Annotated in this window: 20 protein-coding genes; 9 read left to right on the top strand and 11 right to left on the bottom strand. The window is 55.5% G+C overall.

Annotated features, from left to right (window positions below; translation table 11 throughout):
• Window positions 1–50: 50 nt before the first annotated feature.
• Window positions 51–509, bottom strand: a complete 459-nt coding sequence (locus VJ369_RS06620) for a hypothetical protein (protein ID WP_324091300.1) — start codon at window positions 507–509, stop codon at window positions 51–53.
• Between the two features lie 63 nt (window positions 510–572).
• Window positions 573–1031, bottom strand: coding sequence for a 23S rRNA (pseudouridine(1915)-N(3))-methyltransferase RlmH (locus tag VJ369_RS06615; RefSeq protein ID WP_170947926.1), 459 nt, complete (start codon window positions 1029–1031; stop codon window positions 573–575).
• 66 nt (window positions 1032–1097) lie between these two features.
• Between VJ369_RS06615 and VJ369_RS06610 the strand changes: the two genes are divergently transcribed.
• The gene (locus tag VJ369_RS06610) at window positions 1098–1814 is read left to right on the top strand and encodes a phosphatase PAP2 family protein (RefSeq protein ID WP_324091299.1); all 717 of its coding nucleotides are present in this window, start codon (window positions 1098–1100) and stop codon (window positions 1812–1814) included.
• Here the strand turns inward: VJ369_RS06610 and VJ369_RS06605 are convergent.
• On the bottom strand, window positions 1780–2754 hold the full coding sequence (locus VJ369_RS06605) for a D-2-hydroxyacid dehydrogenase family protein (RefSeq protein WP_324091298.1): 975 nt from the start codon (window positions 2752–2754) through the stop codon (window positions 1780–1782). The genes VJ369_RS06610 and VJ369_RS06605 overlap by 35 nt on opposite strands.
• 111 nt (window positions 2755–2865) lie before the next feature.
• Window positions 2866–4713 carry a calcineurin-like phosphoesterase family protein gene (locus VJ369_RS06600; protein WP_324091297.1) on the bottom strand — a complete coding sequence of 616 codons (1848 nt, stop codon included), beginning with the start codon at window positions 4711–4713 and terminating at the stop codon, window positions 2866–2868.
• A 179-nt stretch (window positions 4714–4892) separates the two neighbouring features.
• Between VJ369_RS06600 and VJ369_RS06595 the strand changes: the two genes are divergently transcribed.
• Window positions 4893–6017 carry a hypothetical protein gene (locus VJ369_RS06595; RefSeq protein ID WP_324091296.1) on the top strand — a complete coding sequence of 375 codons (1125 nt, stop codon included), beginning with the start codon at window positions 4893–4895 and terminating at the stop codon, window positions 6015–6017.
• 59 nt (window positions 6018–6076) lie between these two features.
• Entirely contained in the window at window positions 6077–6508 is a 432-nt protein-coding gene (locus VJ369_RS06590) for an acyl-CoA thioesterase (RefSeq protein WP_324091295.1), read from the top strand.
• 86 nt (window positions 6509–6594) lie between these two features.
• On the opposite strand, the gene pcaC is transcribed toward VJ369_RS06590, so the two are convergent.
• The 7 genes from pcaC to VJ369_RS06555 all read right to left on the bottom strand — a co-directional run bounded on the left by pcaC (window position 6595) and on the right by VJ369_RS06555 (window position 12616).
• Entirely contained in the window at window positions 6595–7002 is a 408-nt protein-coding gene (gene pcaC, locus VJ369_RS06585; protein ID WP_324091294.1) for a 4-carboxymuconolactone decarboxylase, read from the bottom strand.
• Window positions 7003–7018: 16 nt separating this feature from the next.
• Complete coding sequence (locus VJ369_RS06580) at window positions 7019–7816, bottom strand: alpha/beta hydrolase (protein WP_324091293.1); 798 nt, start codon at window positions 7814–7816, stop codon at window positions 7019–7021.
• On the bottom strand, window positions 7798–9204 hold the full coding sequence (locus VJ369_RS06575) for a lyase family protein (protein ID WP_324091292.1): 1407 nt from the start codon (window positions 9202–9204) through the stop codon (window positions 7798–7800). Before VJ369_RS06575 ends, VJ369_RS06580 begins: the two co-directional genes overlap by 19 nt.
• A 127-nt stretch (window positions 9205–9331) precedes the next feature.
• Entirely contained in the window at window positions 9332–9910 is a 579-nt protein-coding gene (gene pcaG, locus VJ369_RS06570) for a protocatechuate 3,4-dioxygenase subunit alpha (RefSeq protein WP_324091291.1), read from the bottom strand.
• On the bottom strand, window positions 9911–10744 hold the full coding sequence (pcaH, locus tag VJ369_RS06565; protein WP_324091290.1) for a protocatechuate 3,4-dioxygenase subunit beta: 834 nt from the start codon (window positions 10742–10744) through the stop codon (window positions 9911–9913).
• A 44-nt stretch (window positions 10745–10788) separates the two neighbouring features.
• Complete coding sequence (locus VJ369_RS06560) at window positions 10789–11985, bottom strand: 4-hydroxybenzoate 3-monooxygenase (protein WP_324091289.1); 1197 nt, start codon at window positions 11983–11985, stop codon at window positions 10789–10791.
• Window positions 11986–12142: 157 nt separating this feature from the next.
• A complete protein-coding gene (locus tag VJ369_RS06555) occupies window positions 12143–12616 on the bottom strand; it encodes a MarR family winged helix-turn-helix transcriptional regulator (protein ID WP_324091288.1) in 474 nt (157 codons plus the stop codon).
• Window positions 12617–12750: 134 nt separating this feature from the next.
• Between VJ369_RS06555 and VJ369_RS06550 the strand changes: the two genes are divergently transcribed.
• From VJ369_RS06550 to VJ369_RS06525, 6 genes are all read left to right on the top strand, one after another.
• Entirely contained in the window at window positions 12751–13680 is a 930-nt protein-coding gene (locus tag VJ369_RS06550) for an SDR family NAD(P)-dependent oxidoreductase (RefSeq protein WP_324091287.1), read from the top strand.
• Between the two features lie 17 nt (window positions 13681–13697).
• Window positions 13698–14588, top strand: coding sequence for an amidohydrolase family protein (locus VJ369_RS06545; RefSeq protein ID WP_324091286.1), 891 nt, complete (start codon window positions 13698–13700; stop codon window positions 14586–14588).
• Window positions 14588–15775, top strand: coding sequence for an acyl-CoA dehydrogenase family protein (locus VJ369_RS06540; protein ID WP_324091285.1), 1188 nt, complete (start codon window positions 14588–14590; stop codon window positions 15773–15775). Before VJ369_RS06545 ends, VJ369_RS06540 begins: the two co-directional genes overlap by 1 nt.
• 56 nt (window positions 15776–15831) lie before the next feature.
• Complete coding sequence (locus VJ369_RS06535) at window positions 15832–16287, top strand: MaoC family dehydratase (protein ID WP_324091284.1); 456 nt, start codon at window positions 15832–15834, stop codon at window positions 16285–16287.
• 56 nt (window positions 16288–16343) lie between these two features.
• Window positions 16344–17861, top strand: a complete 1518-nt coding sequence (gene menE / locus VJ369_RS06530) for an o-succinylbenzoate--CoA ligase (protein WP_324091283.1) — start codon at window positions 16344–16346, stop codon at window positions 17859–17861.
• Window positions 17862–18119: 258 nt separating this feature from the next.
• Window positions 18120–19118: an ABC transporter substrate-binding protein gene (locus tag VJ369_RS06525; RefSeq protein ID WP_324091282.1), complete on the top strand. Its 999-nt coding sequence runs from the start codon at window positions 18120–18122 to the stop codon at window positions 19116–19118.
• Window positions 19119–19158 lie beyond the last annotated feature (40 nt).

Below are 19158 nucleotides of genomic sequence, written 5' to 3'. Positions count from 1 at the left end.
CCTCTTCGTGGATAGATGCGGATGCTTTGGTTGCGCGGTGACTTAGTTAGTCACACGGCTTGTTCCCGAGTATCCTGCACTCGATCCTTATCCAACGCGCGTTGCGCGGCGGAGAGCAGCTGCCACAAAATAAAGCACGAAATGATCCACTTGGCTCCGATAGATGCAGGGTCAACGGCCGTCCACATGCGCAGGCAGCTCACGGCAATTATCGCCATCAAGAAATACCAGCCGTAGGTAGCTGAACCATCGAGCACAGGGCGAGCCCTGACTCGATTACGCGTGGAAAAAAATTGCACTAGCACAAACGGGATGATCAAAGCTGCCAGCCACAGAAGGGCGGTTCCTGAAATAACATCCGCAAGGCTCAGCACCGTGCTGGCGATCAGGGCATATACGAGCAGAAAGATACGAGTTGGACCCTGTGCAGCAACCATCGTGTGGGAAGCTCGATCTGCGGTTGCCAAAAGCTCAGCTGCAGTGAGCTTATCTACCTGTTCGCCAGTCATGACTTTCTCACTTTCCATTATGGAAAGTCTTGTCTTTCCGTTACGGAAAGTCAAGGGAAGTGCTTAAACGTGGTGGTACTTGCCGCCGGCGAGAATATCCTGGGCCCGATAGAGCTGCTCGGTGAGGATAAGTCGCACCAGCTGGTGCGGGAAGACCAGCTTGGACAAGGACCACTCAAAGTTCGCTCGCTGATGAACCGAAGCATCCACCCCGTAGGCTCCACCAATGATGATGACGACATTGCGTGAAGAATCTATGGGAGCTCGTAGTGTGTTCGCTAGTGCGGGGGAGTCCACGTTCTTGCCACGTTCGTCGAGCAACACCACAAAATCACGGTCATCGATCTTTGCCAGGATTCGTGCCGATTCCTCGATACGTGCCGCATCATTTTCACGCGAAGAATGGTTAAGCAACTGCCACGACAGGTCAAAAGGCTTCTTCAGGCGCTTTTCGTAGCGAGCAATTCCCTCATCCACCCAGGACTCATGCTTTTTGCCGATGGCCAATATTTTGATCGTCATGGTTCTATTGTTCCGTATAGCTCGTGGCGGAAGTTGCGTACCGACGTGACCACTACGATGGAAGCTATGAGATCGTCGTGGAACTTCCGTCAGGGGCACAAGCCTCGTGGCACACAAATATTGTGGATCATTTTTGGTCTTGTGGTTGCGATGTTCTTTTTCACTCGACGAGTGCTAGTTTCCTTGCATGTCGGGGGCTGGGCTAAAGACATGGACCAACCCACATACCAGTGGGTTTTAGATCATCAAACTCCATCACTACAAGGTATTTCCGACTTCCTATATTTTTGGGGGTCTACCCCTGGAATGACGATGATCATGCTCGTGCTGACCGGTCTTCTTTGTTGGTGGACGCGCAGCGTGTGGCCCTTGGCGACGGTTGCTTTCACCGCGCTGGTCTCGGTGCTGCTGACGGTTATTCTCAAATCGAGCCTTCAAGTCATCCGTCCGCAGGGGATTCCGGGCGGACCAGCACCGCCGGAATCCTATTCATTTCCCAGCGGCCATACACTCAACGCGGCCGCGCTAATTGGTATTGCCAGCTATCTAGCCATTGTTTACGGTCTGCAAAGATACGCATCCCTGATCAGCATCATCGCGGCCCTCTTTGTACTTGCCATGGGCGCATCGCGCATCTACATTGGGCACCACTGGGTATCAGACGTAGTCGTAGGACTGCTGATCGGTGCCGCTTGGGCCGCAGTAGTCGCAATCTTGCACTTCTACTTCGTGCCTCGCAAACCCGTGGTTAGAGACCCATCACGCGGATCGGTGAACCCTTAGACCACGCACGAATATTCTCAGCCGAATCCTGATAGAACATTTCAAACTGTCCGGCGGTGACATAACCAATATGCGGTGTAGCGATTAGCCCGCGGGTACGGGAAAGCTGATCGGCTTCCGGAAGTGGCTCCACATCAAAGACATCAATCGCAGCCAAGCGAAGTAGCTGATTCTCTAAAGCAGCTATCAAGGCCTGAGTGTCAACAATGCGGCTACGTGAGGTGTTCACTAGGATCGCCTCGGGTTTCATCCAAGACAACTGCTTGGCACCGACCACTCCAGTGCTTCGCTCGGAAAGTTTCAGGTGGATGGTCAGTACATCGCTGGTGGCGAAGAGTTCAGCCTCGGAAACCAGCTCAACACCTACCTCTGTAGCTCGTGCCTTGGTCAGATTCTGGCTGTAAGCAATAACCCGCATACCGAAGGCCAGACCCACTGTGGCCACGCGCGAACCAAGATTACCTAGGCCGTAGACGCCGAGGGTTTTGCCTGCCAAGCCCATGCCAAAGGTGGATTGCCAAGGTTTTGCCGCACCGTGCGGATTCTGCGCAGAGAACAGCTCCACGTCGAGCCTGCGGGCGGCGGCAAGGATCAAAGCCCAGGTGTGTTCCACCGCGTCGGTTGGTGAATATCCGGTGTGGGACACGAGCACGTTGTGCAGTCCTGCCGCAGCCAAATCGATCGAACCGTTTCGCCGCCCGGTGGAAACCAGCATCTTCAGGTGAGGTAGTTTTTCGAAGCGCGCCCGAGTAAATGGGGTGCGCTCGCGCATCGCTATGATGACGTCGAATGGTTCTAACGCGGTACAGACCACGTCGTCTTCGTGGCCAAGATGTTCGGTGAACACCGTGAGATCGGCATTGAGTTCGGCAGTCAGTCCGTCAAAATCCACGAAGTCACGAGCCGCGTTCTGATAGTCATCCAAGATAGCAATACGCATGGTTTCATCCTATGCGTGCCAAGGGTCTAAGGTCTCGACAGAGAGCCTATGAGTCATAAATATGGCGGTGCCCAGCTGAGTAAAGCGGGCACCGCCATGAATCACGCTCGCTTAAGAAGTGACTTCGAAGGTCAGTTGGTCGCTGAAGGTACGTCCATGGACGTCGGTGGCTTTCACCGTTGCGGTGTGCGAACCCACCGCAAGGTCCGAAGGTACTTCAAAACGCCACAGGTGGGTGGTTTTCTCAGCAAGTCCGCCGCCATGTACGAACTGTTCGGCAATGGCCACCGGGTCGGAGAATTCGGCACCTACGCGGGGACGTTCACCATTCAATTGCTGGGTACGTTGAGCTGTGGCTGATGCTGCACCATCAAGGCTTACCTCGACCTTTGAACCAGTACTTCCCATCCAGAAGTTAGTGGTGAGCCAGGTGTCCTTGGACAGGTCTGCTTGGCGGACCGATAGCGGATCTTCCAATGCGTTTACAGTGCCACGTGGCTTGGTGACGTTTTGCTCATACCACGTGCGGTAGAGCGGGGTGTTAAGTCCCAGAGACATCTGCTTTGAAGTATCGCCCCCGGTAATCGTGAAACGTTCGGTGATTTTGGTGTTTTTGATATCTAAGGTCAAGACTCCGGGTGGGGTACCGTCACGCTGGATGGACGTTGGATAACCATTGTCGGTAACCCGGCCGTCATACCATTGTCCGGAAACCGCTGGCACCGTCAGATGGGTGAACGGCAACCCGGCCTCGCCTACTTCATCCTTCCATCCGGCCATCAAATCACCGGCACGTAGATTCTCGGACATGTGGGTGTGTCCACCGAGGGAAACAACTTCGCGGCCTTCAAGGATCTTATAGATTTCCTTGATCTGTTTGGTGGTGTGCTCATCGCTGTAGAAGAATTCCAGCAAGGGACTGTGCCCGGCTAAGACAATGGCCTTGTTCTTTGGAACCTTTGCAATGTCGGCGCGCAACCAGTTCAGTTGCTGTTCACCAAGGTCATAGGTGTAGTCACCTTTTTTGGCTGGAACCTTGGTGGGGTAGGCGATGGTGCTCAGCGCAACGACATGTGTTTTTCCAGTGTCATAGGAGTAATATTCTGGCCCAAACTGGGCGCGGAAGCTATCAAATTCGTGTTCCCCGTCTAGGGCGTCGTAGTCGATGTCGTGGTTCCCGGGAAGGAAGCGTGCCGGTCCGTTGAGCATGGAGGTTAGTTCGCGAGTCTGGGAAAATATGGATAGGTCATCACCCACCAGGTCCCCGATGAACAGTGCCCCGCACCCGGTGTAATCCGTGCGCTGCGCCAAATCGGTGAAGACACCATTGCCGGCGAACTCGACTTCTTTCTGGTTGTAGGTCTGTACGTCCGCGCCGATCAGGCAGCTTTGCTCGGGAGATTGGGTGGCAGAGCTTTGGGTGAGCGGGAAATTGACGGCTTCAGGCAACGGACCGGTTGGCGCAATCCCGCCGTATTTAAGCTCCGGTGACCCTTGGGGAAGATGAGTGTAGAAAAACTGCGCGACGTTATGTTCATCGACCGGAACCTGATAGCCACGCGGTTGGGTGACGAACATGGTCATGTTCTCGAAGGCTGGCAGTTCATAGCGTCCTTGACCATCAGTGGTTCTCACCTCGCGTCCATTGGACACGGTGACTCCGGGTCTTCCGGGTTCGTTAGCGTCCCGCTTAGAGTTGCGATTTTGATCATCGAAGACCGTGCCATTGACAGTTCGTGGTGCTTTATTCGGCTGTTCGGTGTCGGCAGGAATGACTTCGACGTGGCCACGGTAAGCGCTGCTTTCCCAGCTGGCGGCTGAGGTATTGGCTTGTTCTGGAACGGGTGCTGAATTCGCTGCGGTGAGCGCTGCGGAGGTTGCGAGAATGACAAGCGAACCTGCGGTGATCCGTAGCGGGGTGAAACGATTGGTCTTGCCGGGTTGAGCGAGTGATTTCACGAACGTTCCTCCGGGGTGGTGGCAATCGACCGGTCTGTTGGCCAGCCAGTGCCAACACTGTCAGCCGGAGGTAAATAACAGTGAGCGCTGGGGTAATCTCAAATAACCAATCGCGTTAAAACTAACTAGATGTCTTGGGAAGATTTATCGTTTTTATTCGTTGAATGCAGGGGTCAGTTATGGATTTAGTCGAGCTGTTGCTCAGTGGCCGGCGGGGACGGCGTTTGCTGTGGCAATTTATCTTGGACAGTGAAGACCAGAGTCTGCCCAGTGTCGAAGAGCATCCATTGAACTTGGCAATGTTTCATGCCTCCTATCAAGTGGAGGTAGCTCGTGGAGATTCGGTGGTCATGTTTGGCCCAGGCGCGGAAGAGGGACGAACCGTTCGCGTGAGCGTGGAGGAACTTGGCAGGCTGATTAGTATCACCAAATTGCTGCCGGTGACCGAAGGACTCTTGCAAAATGCGTTAGAGAACTCAGTTGCCCATGCCAGATATTGGCAAGAACCAGATGGGGAGGACACTTTGTTGGTTGCACCCGTGCTGCGCAACGCCTTGCATCGGGTCGCCGAGCACATTGCGGTCTCTGGTTTCATGCAGCAGTGGGTGGCCCCGGTTGAACTGCGCGCACAGTTTCATGTGGAATTTGACCAGCCTGATCCTGCGGGCTCGGTGACGAGCATCGAGCCAGGTGTTGTTGACAAACTCCTTCGGTGGAAAGAGAACTTGATCGTCACTGAGGCACGTGCGCGGGCCGACAAGCCAACACCGGTCACCGCCATGATTGGAGGCGAATGGTGGTCCAAGCCTAGCTGGGAATTGCGGGCCACTACCGGGGTGTTCACTAACCAGCAACCAATAGGGGTGAGCTGCGTGGAAGATGCCTTCAACTGGGAGCAGGCAGTCACACGGAAAGCTAGCGTTCTTCCTGCTGTCAGAGTTTTAGAAATCTTGACGGCCATCGATTGGGTCCAACTATGCCGCAGCTATGGTGTCGAGGTCACCGCCCACAAGCGCCACGACTGGTATCGGACCACCGGACGCGACGGAGCATGGATGATGCCGGACTGGTTTGCGGTGGCTCAAGACTATGACGGCGTACATCTAAGCATTGCCGGCTATTTGGCGCTCGCCGGGGAATGTTTGGAGGTCGACGAAAAGTTTGCCACAGTGATTGCCGGTTGGGATCCCGATAAGACCTACTGGTTCACCGATGAGCTGAGATTCTATGCGGAACCTGAAATCTGGAACTGTCTTGACGCTCACAACGAGGATCGTCGATGGGTTCGTTTTCCAGACAACTGACGCAAAGCAGCACGTCACCCAACTAGGTGCGATGACCAAATTTTGATGAAATGGATGTCATGAGTGAACCAAGCCCGCAGGATTTAGCCGCAGCTACCGAAGTATTATTGCAACTTCGCTGGTCTGATCAGGACGCCCTTGGGCATGTTAACAATGCCCGTATCGTGACGCTGATGGAAGAGGCACGGATCCGGTGGACGCGCGAAGACGGCAACACCGGACGTTTTGAAAATGGCACGGTAGTGGCCTCGATTAATATCGATTACCTGCGTCCGCTGTATTACCAACCGGAAATATTGATCCGTATGGGGATTAGCCGCGTGGGAAACAAATCCTTTACCGTGCGCGGAATCGGTTACCAAGAAGGTCAGCCGGTCTTCGACTCAACTACAGTGATGGTTTCGTTGGCGCAAGATGGTAAATCCTCACGCGTGCTCAACGAGGTTGAACGCGACTGGCTGGGAAAGTCGCTGATTCCAGCACGTAGCTGAGCCTTGCCAGGCGAAAACCGGTGCCCCCGAACGAATTCTCTGATTCATTCGGAGGGGCACTGGTTTTGGATGTTTAGGAAATGTTGTTACTTGGCTTCGTGCGCGGCGTACTCGTCCAAGACCTTCTTACCGATCTTAAAGGCCACATTAGCGGCAGGCACCGAGCAGTAAATGGCGCACTGCAAGAAGACTTCCTTGATTTCATCGGCGGTCATGCCGTTGCGCAGGGCCGCGTGTACGTGCATTTCCAGTTCTTCCCAGTAGCCGCCGGCAATCATGGCGGTTAGCGTGATGGCGCTGCGGGTGGTGCGCGGCAGCCCGTCACGGGTCCAGATGGTGCCCCATGCGTAGCGGGTGATCATTTCCTGGAATTCGTCGGTGAATTCGTTTGAGTTATTGGTGGAGCGCTCTACGTGTTCGCTGCCGAGTACCTCGCGGCGCACGACCATGCCCGCATCATAAGTGTCGCCGGGCTGGCGCTGAGAATCTGACATCAGGCTTAGACCTTCTTTAGTTGGAGGTGAAGAAATCGACCAGCAAAGCCGCCGTTTCTTCGGGGGCTTCAGCAGGTGCAAGGTGGGCTGCGGAATCAATAACTGCCGCAGTGCCCTTCGGGGCGTGCTCGGCAATAAATTGTGCATCAGCCGGCGGGCAGACCTGATCCTGGGCACCATTGATCGCAATGATCGGGTCGGTGGTCGAGGCCAACTGCTCACGTACATCAAATCCGGCCAAAGCACCGCAGGCATGGGCGTAGGCGAAACGATCGGCATCCTGCAGACTGTGCAGCAGGTCGGTGGAGACCACCGCGTTCTTCTCAATGAATCCTGGAGCGAACCAGCGCTGGGCGGACCCAGCAACCATGGTGGGGGTTCCGGCCTTTGCTACCAGTTCAGCGCGTTCGGTCCACCCTTCGGGGGTGCCGATCTTCGCTGCAGAGCAGATGGATGAAATGCCATTAAAGACGCCCGGGTAGTCCACTGCCAGCTGCAGTGCGGTAGCGCCACCTACCGAAACGCCGGCGTAGTACAGTTTGGAGCCTTCGGTGATGACATCATCTGCGCGCAGCGCATCAATCATGGCAATCACGCCGGAGGCCAGCTCAGCTAAGGAGAACGCTTCGGTGGAAGGCTTGCTTTCACCGTGGCCAGGCAGATCCCAAGCGACGACCTGGAAGTGCTCTTTCAGATACGGTACGGCTGGTCCCCAAAGCGGCAAGGCCGCGGTGCCCAATGAGGGGCCTGCGATGAGCGTTGGGAGCTCCTTGTTGGTGTGTAGCAATGAGGGGGTTAGCTGTGGGACTGCCATAATTCCTTCCGTGCCGAATATTCGGCGAGAACGGTTGTAGTGAAACGATCCGCGGCACCGAGGTACCCGGCCGGATCAAGTAATTCGGAGAGTTCTTTGTCTGAAAGCTCGGTGCTGGGGATTTCTAAACGCAATAGTTCACCAAGGCTGACTTGGTCGGTCAGCGAACGTCGAACTAATGCTTGAATGGCGGCTTTGCCTCCACTGACCAATCCTGCGGCCACAGAGGTAACACGTTCGGACATGATTGCATCGCCGCTCAGGCGTAGATTGCGTTGCATGGAAGATTCATTGACCTCAAGCCCACGGGCGAGTACCGCACCGTGATGAGCGGCTCCGGATGCTAGCCGCAGCAGTTCGCGTAGCGCCTGCCATTCGGAGTGCCAGCCTCCGTCGGGACGTTCATCAACCGCGGTACCCGCGGCGCTAAACAAGGTTGCGGCTAATCCCGGGGCGCTGATCGCAGCGTTGCGCAGCAACAGCGAACGTACCGGGTTTTGTTTATGCGGCATAGCTGAGGAGCCGCCCTTGCCGGCCTCGAGTGGTTCGGAAAGCTCAGCGATTTCCGGGCGTGAGGCGGTGAGTACATCGGCGCCAAAGGTACCTAAAGCTGCCACAGTGCTTGCCAACGCCGAACCAATCTGGAGGATTGGCATGCGGTTGGTATGCCAAGGGGTGCCGACATCTTTGAGACCCAGAGCGCCTGCGAGCTTGCTGCTCAACTCTGCGGAGGTGGTCTTTACTTCCGGATGCTTGGCAAGCAGCTGCTCAAGCGAAGCGAGCGTACCTACCGCGCCACCCCACTGCAGGGCAAGATGCTGCTCGGCCTGCTGCAGCCCTGCTTCGGCGCTGAGCACTGCCGACAGCCAGCTGGCTGCCTTCCAGCCGAAGGTGGTCGGCAGTGCATGCTGAGTCAGTGAGCGGGCAATGCACACTGTCTCACGGTGCTCCTGGGCCAAGGAGGCTAGACCGCGCGCGGTCTGACGAAGATCGGCAAGCGTGGACTCCAAGGTTCGTGAGACCACGAGCATCAGTGCTGAATCGATAATGTCTTGGCTGGTGGCACCCCGGTGTAGCGCAGTACCAGCTGTGGGGGAGGCACCGTCTTCCACTAGCAGTGCGCGCATCATGGACAGCAGCGGGATTAGCGCGTTGGCCCCATCCGGGGTTTTCGCAGCTAAGGACGCCAGATCGTATCGGGAGACCTTGGCAATCTGGGCAACGGCCTGTGCATCTTCGCAGGTGCATAGCCCCACCTCGGCTTGCACATTCACCCAGGCGGCTTCAACATCTAGCATGGCTTGAACAAAAGCCACATCGCTGGCGGTGGCTGCAGCATTTGTTCCAGCCCAAGCTGGAGCGAGCACACCGTAATCCACGCTGTTCATCCATCTCTCAATTCTTTGCTGGCTGTACGTCAAACTTTAGTGCCCGACAACGGGCAAAACCCCGTGGGCGCTCCCGCACCGATTTTTTCGGGTGCGGGAGCGCTGACACGGGGTCTGTAATTGGTGCTTAACTCTCGCGTGGGTAGGAGAGGAACACTGTTTCGTTCTCACCTTGCAGGCGAATATCAAAACGTAATGCGCCGTCGTCTTCGCGAGTCGCGATCAAGGTCTTGCGCTGCTCTTCGGTCAAAGAAGATAACAACGGATCCGCGGCCAGTGCCGCGGTGTTCTCCGGCAGATAGATGCGGGTGAACAGGCGGTTGAGTAGTCCGCGAGCAAAGACGGTGAGCATGATGAACGGGGCTTTGCCTTCTTCGGTGGCGCCAGGATTGACCGTGGTGAAGGTGTAATGCCCAACGTTATCCACCGCGGTGCGGCCCCAGCCGGTGAAGGTGTACCCGTCACGAACTAGTGAACCATCGCGGGAAACCACGTTTCCGTTCTCGTCTGCCTGCCAAATTTCAAGCAATGAATCCGGGATGACTTCGCCCTTGCCATCGGTAATGACGCCGTGTAGACGTACCGAGTTCGGGTTGGCCTGGTTAACCAGCTTGTTGTCTTTTTCAAAGGGCAGAGCGTAACCATAGAACGGACCAATTGTCTGTCCCGGAGTAGGAGCGAGTTTGAGTTTTGGTGCCTGAGCCATTTAGTGATCTCCCTCTTCGTCTTCCATCCAGGTGCGGTTTGAGCCGGTCAGGACGATGTCCCAGTTGTAGCCGGTGGCCCATTCGTGGCTGGTGATCGAATGATCATAGGTGGCGACCAATCGGTCGCGTGCGTCTTGGTCGGTGATGGCCTGATAGATCGGGTCCAACGAGAATAATGGGTCACCAGGGAAGTACATCTGGGTGATCATGCGCTGGGTGAAATCGGTGCCGAACAATGAAAAGTGAATATGCGCCGGACGCCAGGCGTTGTGGTGGTTTTTCCACGGGTACGGTGCCGGCTTGATGGTGGTGAACGAGTATTCGCCGTTCGGACCGGTGATCGCACGGCCCACCCCGGTGAAGTTCGGATCGATCGGGGCCGGGTGCTGGTCTCGCTTGTGGATGTAGCGGCCGGCGGCATTGGCCTGCCAGATTTCTACCAGCTGTCCGGCCACCGGACGTCCGTCACCGTCAAGCACGCGTCCGGCCACAACGATGCGCTCACCAATGGGCTCGCCGTTGTGCTGAATGGTCAGGTCTGATTCCAAAGCATGAACGTCGCGCTGGCCGAAGGCAGGGGAGTGCAGCTCAATAGTTTCCGGGTCCACATGGTGCAGGTTCTTCGTCGGATGACGTAGCAGCGAGGAACGGTATGGGGCGAAGTTGATGCGTGGCTGAGTTTCAGCCTGCTTCCCGGCAATCACTTCTTGGCGGTATGCCTCGTGAATGCTGGTGATTTCTTCGCTGATTGTTTCCTGCGAGTCGGCGGTGGCCGCAGGATCCAGGACGTGGGAATTCTCGAAGGATTCGTCCTTGGTGGTTTCGGTGCTCACTACGTGCTCCTTTCGGGATGGATGAGTGTTGAGATGGCTGTGTTTTAGGAGTGCGGCCAGCCGGTGTACGACTCGGCCAAGTACTGCTGGCCATACCGGGATGAGGTGACTGTTTCCAGTTCGCCCAATGCTCGCTTAGCCATGAAGGGGTCGGCGTTGACGGGGGTGTGCAGCATGGAAGTCATCCAGTAGGAGAAGTTCTGTGCTTTCCAAACGCGCTTCAATGCCAGGTCAGAATAGCCGCCTAAGAGCTTGTCGCTGCCGGTGGAGAAGAAGGAATCGAGTGCTTCGAAGAGCACTTTCACATCGGCGAAGGCAAGGTTTAGTCCCTTGGCCCCGGTCGGTGGCACGGTATGCCCGGCATCGCCAATCAGGAACATACGCCCATGCGAGAGAGGCTCGCGGACGAAGGAGCGGAAGCCTAAGACGGTCTTGTCAAAGATCTTGCCGGTCTTGAGCTGGAAATTATCTGGACCATCAACGCGCTTTTGCAGTTCTGACCAGATTTGGTCATCGCTCCAAGCATTGACGTCTTCATTTGGGTCGCACTGGAAATACATGCGCTGCACGGTCTCACTGCGTTGGGAGATGAGCGCAAACCCATGAGGCGAGTTTGCGTAGATCAATTCCGGTGAAGACTTTGGCGCTTCGGTGAGAATACCGAACCAAGCGAATGGGTACGCGACCTTGAAGTCCTTGCGCACAGTGTCTGGCATCTGCCGGCGAGCGAATGAACGTGATCCGTCGGCGCCTACGATGACGTCTGCATGGACCTCGAAGTCAGTGCCTTCGGCGTCGGTGAAACGGAATTTCGGGGTGGAGGTTTCCATATCCATGATCTCGGTGACTTCGCAGTTGTAGCGAACGTCGCCACCGTCTCGCTGGCGGGCGGCAGCCAAGTCAACAAAGACCTCGTTCTGCGCATACAGTGTCACGGTCGCGTCGACCAGATCGCGGAAGTCCAAGGGATGCGATTCCCCATTAAATCGGAGATCGATTCCGGCGTGTTCATCACCGTCGGTCAGTACACGTCCGTCAACGCCGGACTCGGTGAGCATCTTTACTGCCTGAGCTTCAAGAATTCCCGCGCGATGGGTGTTGCGGATGGTTTCATGATCTCGCATTTCAACGACAAGATTGTCGATACCCGATTTGGAGAGCAGGTGCGAGAGCATGAGGCCTGCAGGGCCGCCTCCAATGATGCCGACCTTGGTCTTAATGATCCGTGGGGTCTGAGCCATGGTGCCTGCCAATCTGTGCGGGACCAGTCTCAGTGATATCCGGCGGCATTGCCGAATTTCTGAACATGGTCGAGGATGTTGAACTTCCTCAAGAATGCGGTGTCATTCGGCGAAGCAACACTCGGCGTCTCATTGAATGAGAAAACTTGCTCAATGGTTACGCGCTATCACCCAGCACTACCCGGGAGAGTAATTCGCGAAGCTGGGTACGCTCCCCGGGGGTGAGTGCCTTAAGTGTCTCCTGCTCACTCTGCTCGGTAGCCTTGCGAGCCTTACCGTAGAGTTTTTTGCCGGCGTCGGTAGCGACAATCACCTTAGAACGGCGGTCGTTCGGATCAGCGAGTCGGGTGACGAGACTCTTAGCTTCCAAGCCGTCAACCAAGGGGACGATTTGACTTGGATCGAGAGCGAGAAACTCGGCAAGGTCTCGTTGAGTTGGCAAAACTTCACTACATGCCAATGAAAGGACTGAGTATGAGCGCACCTTTAGATCGAAAGGTTTGAGCGCCAGATTGGCTCGACCGGACCCGAGTGAGCGCATGCGCGCGACAAGGAAATCCAACTCCTGCATGAGGTCGCATTTCATGAACTGTTCCGCCTTGGTCGAATTTTTCGCGTTAGTCGCGCTCATCTCATTGTCCTCGCTTTTCATGAAAAAATAAACCATTGACTTTTTCAAGGATTAAAGATCTTATGTATATAGCTAAGGTTCCCACTTTTCGCCCCAGCGGAACAATCGGGACATCACACTAAATTGGAGATCTCATGTCGTTAGCAGGAAAAGTTGCAATCGTTACCGGTAGTGGACGCGGCCTCGGACTGAGCTATGCCCAAGAACTATCCCGCCAGGGAGCTTCGGTGATCATCAATGATGTCGACATGGCGACCGTCGAAGCAGCAGTTAGCGCAATCACTGAATCCGGCGGCAAGGCCGCTGGTGTTGTTGCCGCGGTGGGCTCGACCGAAGCAGCCAAAGCACTGGTTGCCGGGGCCATCGAGAATTTTGGACGACTGGACATCTTAGTAACCAACGCAGGTGTACTGCGCGATAAATCCCTGCTGAAAATGACAGACGAAGACTTTGATCTGGTGATCAACGTGCACTTGCGCGGCACCTTCACCTGTGTGCGCGAAGCTTACGGCTACTTCAAGGAAAATAAGGTGGCCGGACGCATCATAGCCATCGGTTCGCCTACCGGTCAGCGCGGTAACTTCGGCCAGACCAACTACGCAGCGGCAAAGGCCGGCATCGTGGGCATGGTGCGTACCTGGGCGCTGGAAATGAAGCGTGCGGGAGTTACCGCCAACGTTGTCATCCCGGTAGCTGCAACCGAAATGACTAAGACCGTACCATTCTTCTCCGCCGCGGTGCAGGCCGATGAACGTGGCGAAGTCATGCCGGACTTCTTCCGCAGGGAACTAGGCTTCGGCACCGCCGATGACGTGGCCGGTCTGATCGCATTCCTTGCCTCAGATGCTGCTGCGGATGTGAACGGGCAGGCCATCGGGGTGGGTGGAGACCGCATCCAGATCTGGAGCCATCCAGAAGCAGTGAACACCGAATTCCATGCTGGTGGCTGGGATTACGAGACGTTGACCAGCGAATTTTCTACTCGTTTTGGTGAGTACCAGCAGAGCGTTGGAGAGAAGTTCCCGGAACTTCCCGAAGAGCTCCGTCCAGAGCCAGTCAAATAAGGTTCGAGGAAAAACAAATGACGGTTCGATATGAACTAGGCATCAACTTCGAAGCTATCAATGCCATTGACATGCATGTGCATCTTGAAGTGGACGAATGCGGTCACAAGGCTATGCCCGAGGACCTCTTTGAGGCTTCCGCAGCATATTTCAAATCTGAAGAACGCACCCCGTCGATAGATCGCATCGCCCAGGTATATCGCGAACGACAAATGGCTGCGGTGGTCTTCACCGTTGATGCGCGAACCGCACTGGGCCATGAACCAAATTCCATCGAGGATTTGGTTGCCGGGTGTTCCCGTAACAACGATGTGCTCATTCCTTTTGGTTCCGTTGACCCTCGTCGCGGAGAAGCTGCATTGGAAGACGCCACTTACCAGGCACAAAAGCTAGGCGTACGTGGTTTTAAATTCCATCCGTCACTCCAGGGCTTTGACCCAAGCGACGTAGCCTTTTATCCGTTGTGGGAAACTCTGCAGGAATTGGGGTTGCCGTGTATTTTCCACACCGGTCAAAACGGTATGGGTGCGGGTTTGCCCGGTGGGCGGGGAATCAAGCTTCGCTACTCAAACCCGTTATTACTCGACGACGTGGCAGCCGACTTCCCGCACCTGACCATCATCATGGCGCACCCGTCAGTGCCCTGGCAGGATGAAGCAAATTCAATTGCCACGCATAAGGCGAACGTGTACATCGATCTATCGGGCTGGAGCCCAAAATATTTCCCTGCCTCGCTGGTGAAAATGGGAAATAACGTCTTGGCTGGCAAGCTCTTGTTCGGTACCGATTATCCGTTGATCACCCCGCAGAAATGGATGGGTGCCTTCGCCGAGCTGGAACTTAAAGATTCGGTACGTCCAGGAATTTTGAAAGGAAACGCGATGCGAGTCCTCGGAGTTGATGGTTGATGGAAGCAGTCACCGGTAGCGACCTCTACGGCTTCAAAGATCTGTTGAGCGAGCCAGAACGCGCGGCTTTGGCACGGTTGGGTACGGTACTTGATCAGCACGTTCGCCCGATAGTTAATGACTATTGGGAACGCGGGGAATTTCCCGAACAGATCGTTGGGCCACTGATCGAGGCGGACCTGATGGACCCGCCGGAACTCAGAGAAGCAGGGAAGAAACCCTCGGGGTTGTACGGGGGATTTCGAAACTTTGAAATCGGCCGCGTCGATGCTTCCGTGGTGACCTTTTACAACGCACAGGCAGGTTTATTTCGCACCACGGTGAACCTGGGCGGTAGCGCTGCACAAGTGGCTGAACTTGACCCGCTGATTTGTTCCTATCAATACAAGGGAGTCTTCGCCTTGACCGAACCGGATCACGGTTCGGATATCGCCGGCGGCTTGGCCACCTCAGCCATCGCCGAAAAGCGCGAGGGCGTCGACGGATGGCGCATCGATGGCGCAAAACGCTGGATTGGCGGAGCCGCGCAAGCCGATGTGCTGGCAATCTTTGCTCGTGACGCGGCCGATTCACAGGTCAAATGCTTCTTGGTACCCACCGATAATTCGGGGGTGAAAATTCGGAAGATCACCGGGAAGACAAGCCTGCGGATCATGCAGAATGCCGATATCGAGCTGGAAGACGTGTGGGTTCCAGATTCAGTGCGACTCAAGGAAATTAATTCCTTTGCTGACGTTGCGGCTTGTCTTCGCAATATGCGTTCGGACGTCGCCTGGATTGCCGCCGGTGTCGCCGCGGGAGCCTACGAAGCTGCGCGTCACTACGTCACCGAACGTACCCAATTCGGTAAACCACTGGCATCATTTCAGCTGATTCAAGAGAAGCTCGCGCACATGCTTTCCAATGTCACCGCTAGTTTGGCAATGGTGGTGCGCCTAACTCAGCAACAAGACGCCGGGGTATACCGCGATGAGAACTCGGCTATGGCCAAGATGTTCACCGCCCGGATGCTGCGAGAAACCGTGGCGCTTGCCAGAGAGGTCTGCGGCGGCAACGGAATTCTGCTGGAGCACAATGTCGCTCGCCACCATGCCGATGCCGAGGCGATTTATTCCTACGAGGGTACTCACGAGATCAACTCGTTGATCATCGGACGAGCTATTACCGGTATTAGTGCCTTCCGCTAGAACTACTGATCCAACAAAAACCGACCAAACTGAAACGAATCAACAGGAGACACACCATGGCACAGACCATCTTGAGCTACGAAGATATCGCGACCGCTGCCGGCAAGGAGCTGGGCTACAGCGACTATCGAGTAGTGACCCAGGAGCAGGTAAATACCTTCGCGGACGCCACCGATGACCACCAGTGGATCCACACCGATCCGGAAAAGGCGAAGGAGGGTCCTTTCGGTGGCCCCATCGCCCACGGCTACCTGACGCTGAGCCTGCAGATCGCTTTCTGGTCAGAACTTTTCGATGTAACCGGGGTAAAGACTCGGGTGAACTACGGCCTGGAGAAGGTTCGCTTCCCCTCCCCGGTTCCGGTGGGTTCGAAGATACGAATGAAGGCGACTATCGCCGAAGTGAATGAGGTCAAGGGCGGATACCAGATCGCCGTAGACCAGGTGATCGAGGTCGAAGGAGCGAGCAAGCCTGCCGTAGTTTCCCGTGGCCTCTACCGTTTCTACGCCTAACGAACCCGGCAGCAACAGCGATAGCACCGCGACAGAATTAGCGAAATGAGCGACAGATGTTAAATAAAGGATTTGGCAACTGGATTCACCGCCGCAGGGTGAAATCAGCGCAACATACAGCGGTGATCCATGCCGGAGTGAGCTTCACCTATGCGCAGCTGGCAGAGCGTATCGATCGGCTTAGCGACGCGTTGCGCGCCAGAGGAATTTCCCACGGCAGCCGGGTGGCTTTCTTAGGTACCAACCACGCAGCGTTTTTAGAAACGATGTTTGCGGTCACCCAGCTTGGTGCTCTTTTTGTTCCGCTTAATATCCGCTTAGCCCCGCGCGAGCTGAATTTTGCTTTGCAGGATTCTGGTAGCGAGCTCTTTATTTATGTCGAGAATTTTGCCGCAGAGGCTCAGAGCGCCGTTGTCGATAGTCCGGTGCGTGAAAGCTTGGAAGTCGCGGCGGTGCCTGGTGCGGATTCGAGTTATGAACGGGCACTGAATTCTGGCGAGAACCGGCACGTCGATGGTCAAGTGAGCTTAGAGGATCCGGCGATTATTCTTTACACCTCAGGCACTACGGGGACTCCTAAGGGGGCGGTGCTGACCCATGGGAATATGACTTGGAATTCCTACAATGTCATCGTCGATTATGACGTGACGAGTAAATCGGTCGGGTTGTTGATTTCTCCGCTATTCCACGTGGCTGCGATGGGGATGGGAGCACTTCCGGTCCTCTTGAAGGGTGGCACACTGGTGCTTCAAGAGCGGTTTGACCCGGCTGCAGTGCTACAGGCAGTAGAGCAGTACCGAGTTACCCAACTGTCCGGAGTTCCCACGACCTTCCAGATGTTAGCCGAGCACAACACGTGGGCAGACACCGATTTGTCCTCATTGCAGATGCTGACCTGTGGAGGCTCCGCAGTGCCGTTGCGGGTGCTTGAATCCTATGAATCTCGCGGATTAGGATTCAGCGGTGGCTATGGACTGACGGAAACCGCACCGGGGACCACCCTGTTGCAGGCCTCGCATTCACGATCCAAGATGGGATCAGCCGGACTGCCCCATTTCTTTACCGACATTCGAATCGCCGATGTGCAAGGCAAGGAACTTCCTCCCGGCGAGGTAGGTGAAATTTTGATCAGTGGGCCAAATGTCATTAGCGAATACTGGGAACGGGCAGAAGCTACCGCGGGTGCGTTCTATGAAGGGGGCTGGTTCCGTTCGGGCGACATCGGTTATGTAGATGGCGAAGGCTTCCTCTATATTTCGGATCGGCTCAAGGACATGATCATTTCGGGTGGGGAGAATATCTACCCAGCCGAAGTTGAACAGGCAATCATGGAACTGGCGGATGTTGAGTCGGTAGCGGTGATCGGTATCCCAGATGAAAAATGGGGCGAAGTGCCGCGTGCGGTGTTGGTTTTAAAGCCTGGTAGTGCTTTGAGAGAGAGCGACATCGTGGCACATTTGAGCGGGCGTCTGGCGAGATACAAAATTCCCCGAACCGCGGTATTTCTCGACGAACTGCCGCGCACCGCGAGCGGAAAGATCCGCAAGGCAGAACTGCGGAAGCAATACAGCTAAGCCGCGTTGTGTTGCAGCTGAATTATTCGGCCTAAATACCCGAGCCAACCAAGTACTATCTGGATGGCTCGGGTGTATTGCGTCAATGTGTGACGCTGCGTTAAAACAGCATGCGCCTTGGAAACCACTGGAATTCAAATAGTTATAAAGTCAACCATTGACTTTTTCAATGGTTGCATTAGTCTTGAGTTGTGGCTCAAGTCACACTCAGTTTGGCTCACCACTCGGAGCCGAATCAACGGGTTTCAAGGGGAAAACATGAATAAGCGTTGGTCTACATTGCTCGCAGGAGCCACAGTCCTTTCATTCGCACTTGTCGGTTGCGGTTCCGGATCGCCATCAGGCTCCGGTTCCACGGGCGAAGCAAGTGCCTCGGGCTCATCCGATAGCTCGCTGACCAAGCTCGTCGTGGGTATCTTGCCCATCGCCCCGTCAGTTGCCGTGCAGCAGGGCATTGACTCAGGCGTCTTCGAAAAGCACGGCCTTGACGTTGAACTAAGTACTTCAAACGCTGGAGCAGCCATGCTGCCGGCGGTTTCCACCGGTGAACTGGCTATCGCAGTGGGCAACCCACTGTCGGTGATGACAGCCGTGGATAAGGGTCTAGACATGAAAATTGTCTCCGGCTATTCCGAGTCCGTTTCTGAAGGCGAAGATGCCAACGGCGTGATCGTCCGCAAGGATTCGGGCATTGACAGCTGGGATGACCTCGTTGGAAAGACCACTTCGGTTAATGCTTTGCGTACCCAGGGTGACCTGACCATCATGGAATCAGCTGAGATGGCCGGTGCGAATCCGAAGGATCTTAAATTCAGCGAAATGCCGTTCCCAGATATGGAAGCGCAACTGGATCGCGGCAATGTTGACGCGATGTGGACACCGGAACCATTCCTCTCACGTGCCTTGGCAAACAAGGATAATGTCTTGCTCGGCTACCCAAATCAGGAAGCTATCGTGGGCATGCCAACGATGGTGACCTTCACCAGTGGCAAGTTTGCTCAGGAGAACCCTGAAGTCATCAGCAGCTGGAAGAGCGCAATGGAAGAAATTCTTCCGGTTTCGCAAAAAGACCCAGATGCAGCCCGCGCCATGTTGCCCGACTTCATCAATATGGACGCCGAAGTAGCCAAAGGCTTGACGATGGAGACCTGGGAAGCCGAGACTCCCGTCGATGAGCTCACCAAGCTGGGCGACCTTGCCGCGAAGTTTGGATTCCTCGACAAGGCCCCGGATCTCAATTCAATGATCATTCAGTAATCTTCATCGAGCCGAGTTCGACTTGCTGCGGATCGGGTTT

Source organism: Glutamicibacter sp., assembly GCF_035257265.1.
Lineage (GTDB): Bacteria > Actinomycetota > Actinomycetes > Actinomycetales > Micrococcaceae > Glutamicibacter.
This window is presented reverse-complemented; position numbering and strand designations above follow the sequence as displayed.

Bases quoted from the DNA above. Each gene is read 5' to 3' on its own strand.
- VJ369_RS06595 (WP_324091296.1), top strand. From the start codon at position 4,893: ATGGATTTAGTCGAGCTGTTGCTCAGTGGCCGGCGGGGACGGCGTTTG.
- VJ369_RS06535 (WP_324091284.1), top strand. From the start codon at position 15,832: ATGGCACAGACCATCTTGAGCTACGAAGATATCGCGACCGCTGCCGGC.
- pcaC (WP_324091294.1), bottom strand. From the start codon at position 7,002: ATGTCAGATTCTCAGCGCCAGCCCGGCGACACTTATGATGCGGGCATG.
- VJ369_RS06540 (WP_324091285.1), top strand. From the start codon at position 14,588: ATGGAAGCAGTCACCGGTAGCGACCTCTACGGCTTCAAAGATCTGTTG.
- VJ369_RS06590 (WP_324091295.1), top strand. From the start codon at position 6,077: ATGAGTGAACCAAGCCCGCAGGATTTAGCCGCAGCTACCGAAGTATTA.
- VJ369_RS06550 (WP_324091287.1), top strand. From the start codon at position 12,751: ATGTCGTTAGCAGGAAAAGTTGCAATCGTTACCGGTAGTGGACGCGGC.
- VJ369_RS06580 (WP_324091293.1), bottom strand. From the start codon at position 7,816: ATGGCAGTCCCACAGCTAACCCCCTCATTGCTACACACCAACAAGGAG.
- VJ369_RS06575 (WP_324091292.1), bottom strand. From the start codon at position 9,204: ATGAACAGCGTGGATTACGGTGTGCTCGCTCCAGCTTGGGCTGGAACA.
- VJ369_RS06610 (WP_324091299.1), top strand. From the start codon at position 1,098: ATGAGATCGTCGTGGAACTTCCGTCAGGGGCACAAGCCTCGTGGCACA.
- pcaG (WP_324091291.1), bottom strand. From the start codon at position 9,910: ATGGCTCAGGCACCAAAACTCAAACTCGCTCCTACTCCGGGACAGACA.
- VJ369_RS06615 (WP_170947926.1), bottom strand. From the start codon at position 1,031: ATGACGATCAAAATATTGGCCATCGGCAAAAAGCATGAGTCCTGGGTG.
- VJ369_RS06545 (WP_324091286.1), top strand. From the start codon at position 13,698: ATGACGGTTCGATATGAACTAGGCATCAACTTCGAAGCTATCAATGCC.
- VJ369_RS06620 (WP_324091300.1), bottom strand. From the start codon at position 509: ATGACTGGCGAACAGGTAGATAAGCTCACTGCAGCTGAGCTTTTGGCA.
- VJ369_RS06560 (WP_324091289.1), bottom strand. From the start codon at position 11,985: ATGGCTCAGACCCCACGGATCATTAAGACCAAGGTCGGCATCATTGGA.
- menE (WP_324091283.1), top strand. From the start codon at position 16,344: ATGTTAAATAAAGGATTTGGCAACTGGATTCACCGCCGCAGGGTGAAA.
- VJ369_RS06525 (WP_324091282.1), top strand. From the start codon at position 18,120: ATGAATAAGCGTTGGTCTACATTGCTCGCAGGAGCCACAGTCCTTTCA.
- VJ369_RS06555 (WP_324091288.1), bottom strand. From the start codon at position 12,616: ATGAGCGCGACTAACGCGAAAAATTCGACCAAGGCGGAACAGTTCATG.
- VJ369_RS06605 (WP_324091298.1), bottom strand. From the start codon at position 2,754: ATGCGTATTGCTATCTTGGATGACTATCAGAACGCGGCTCGTGACTTC.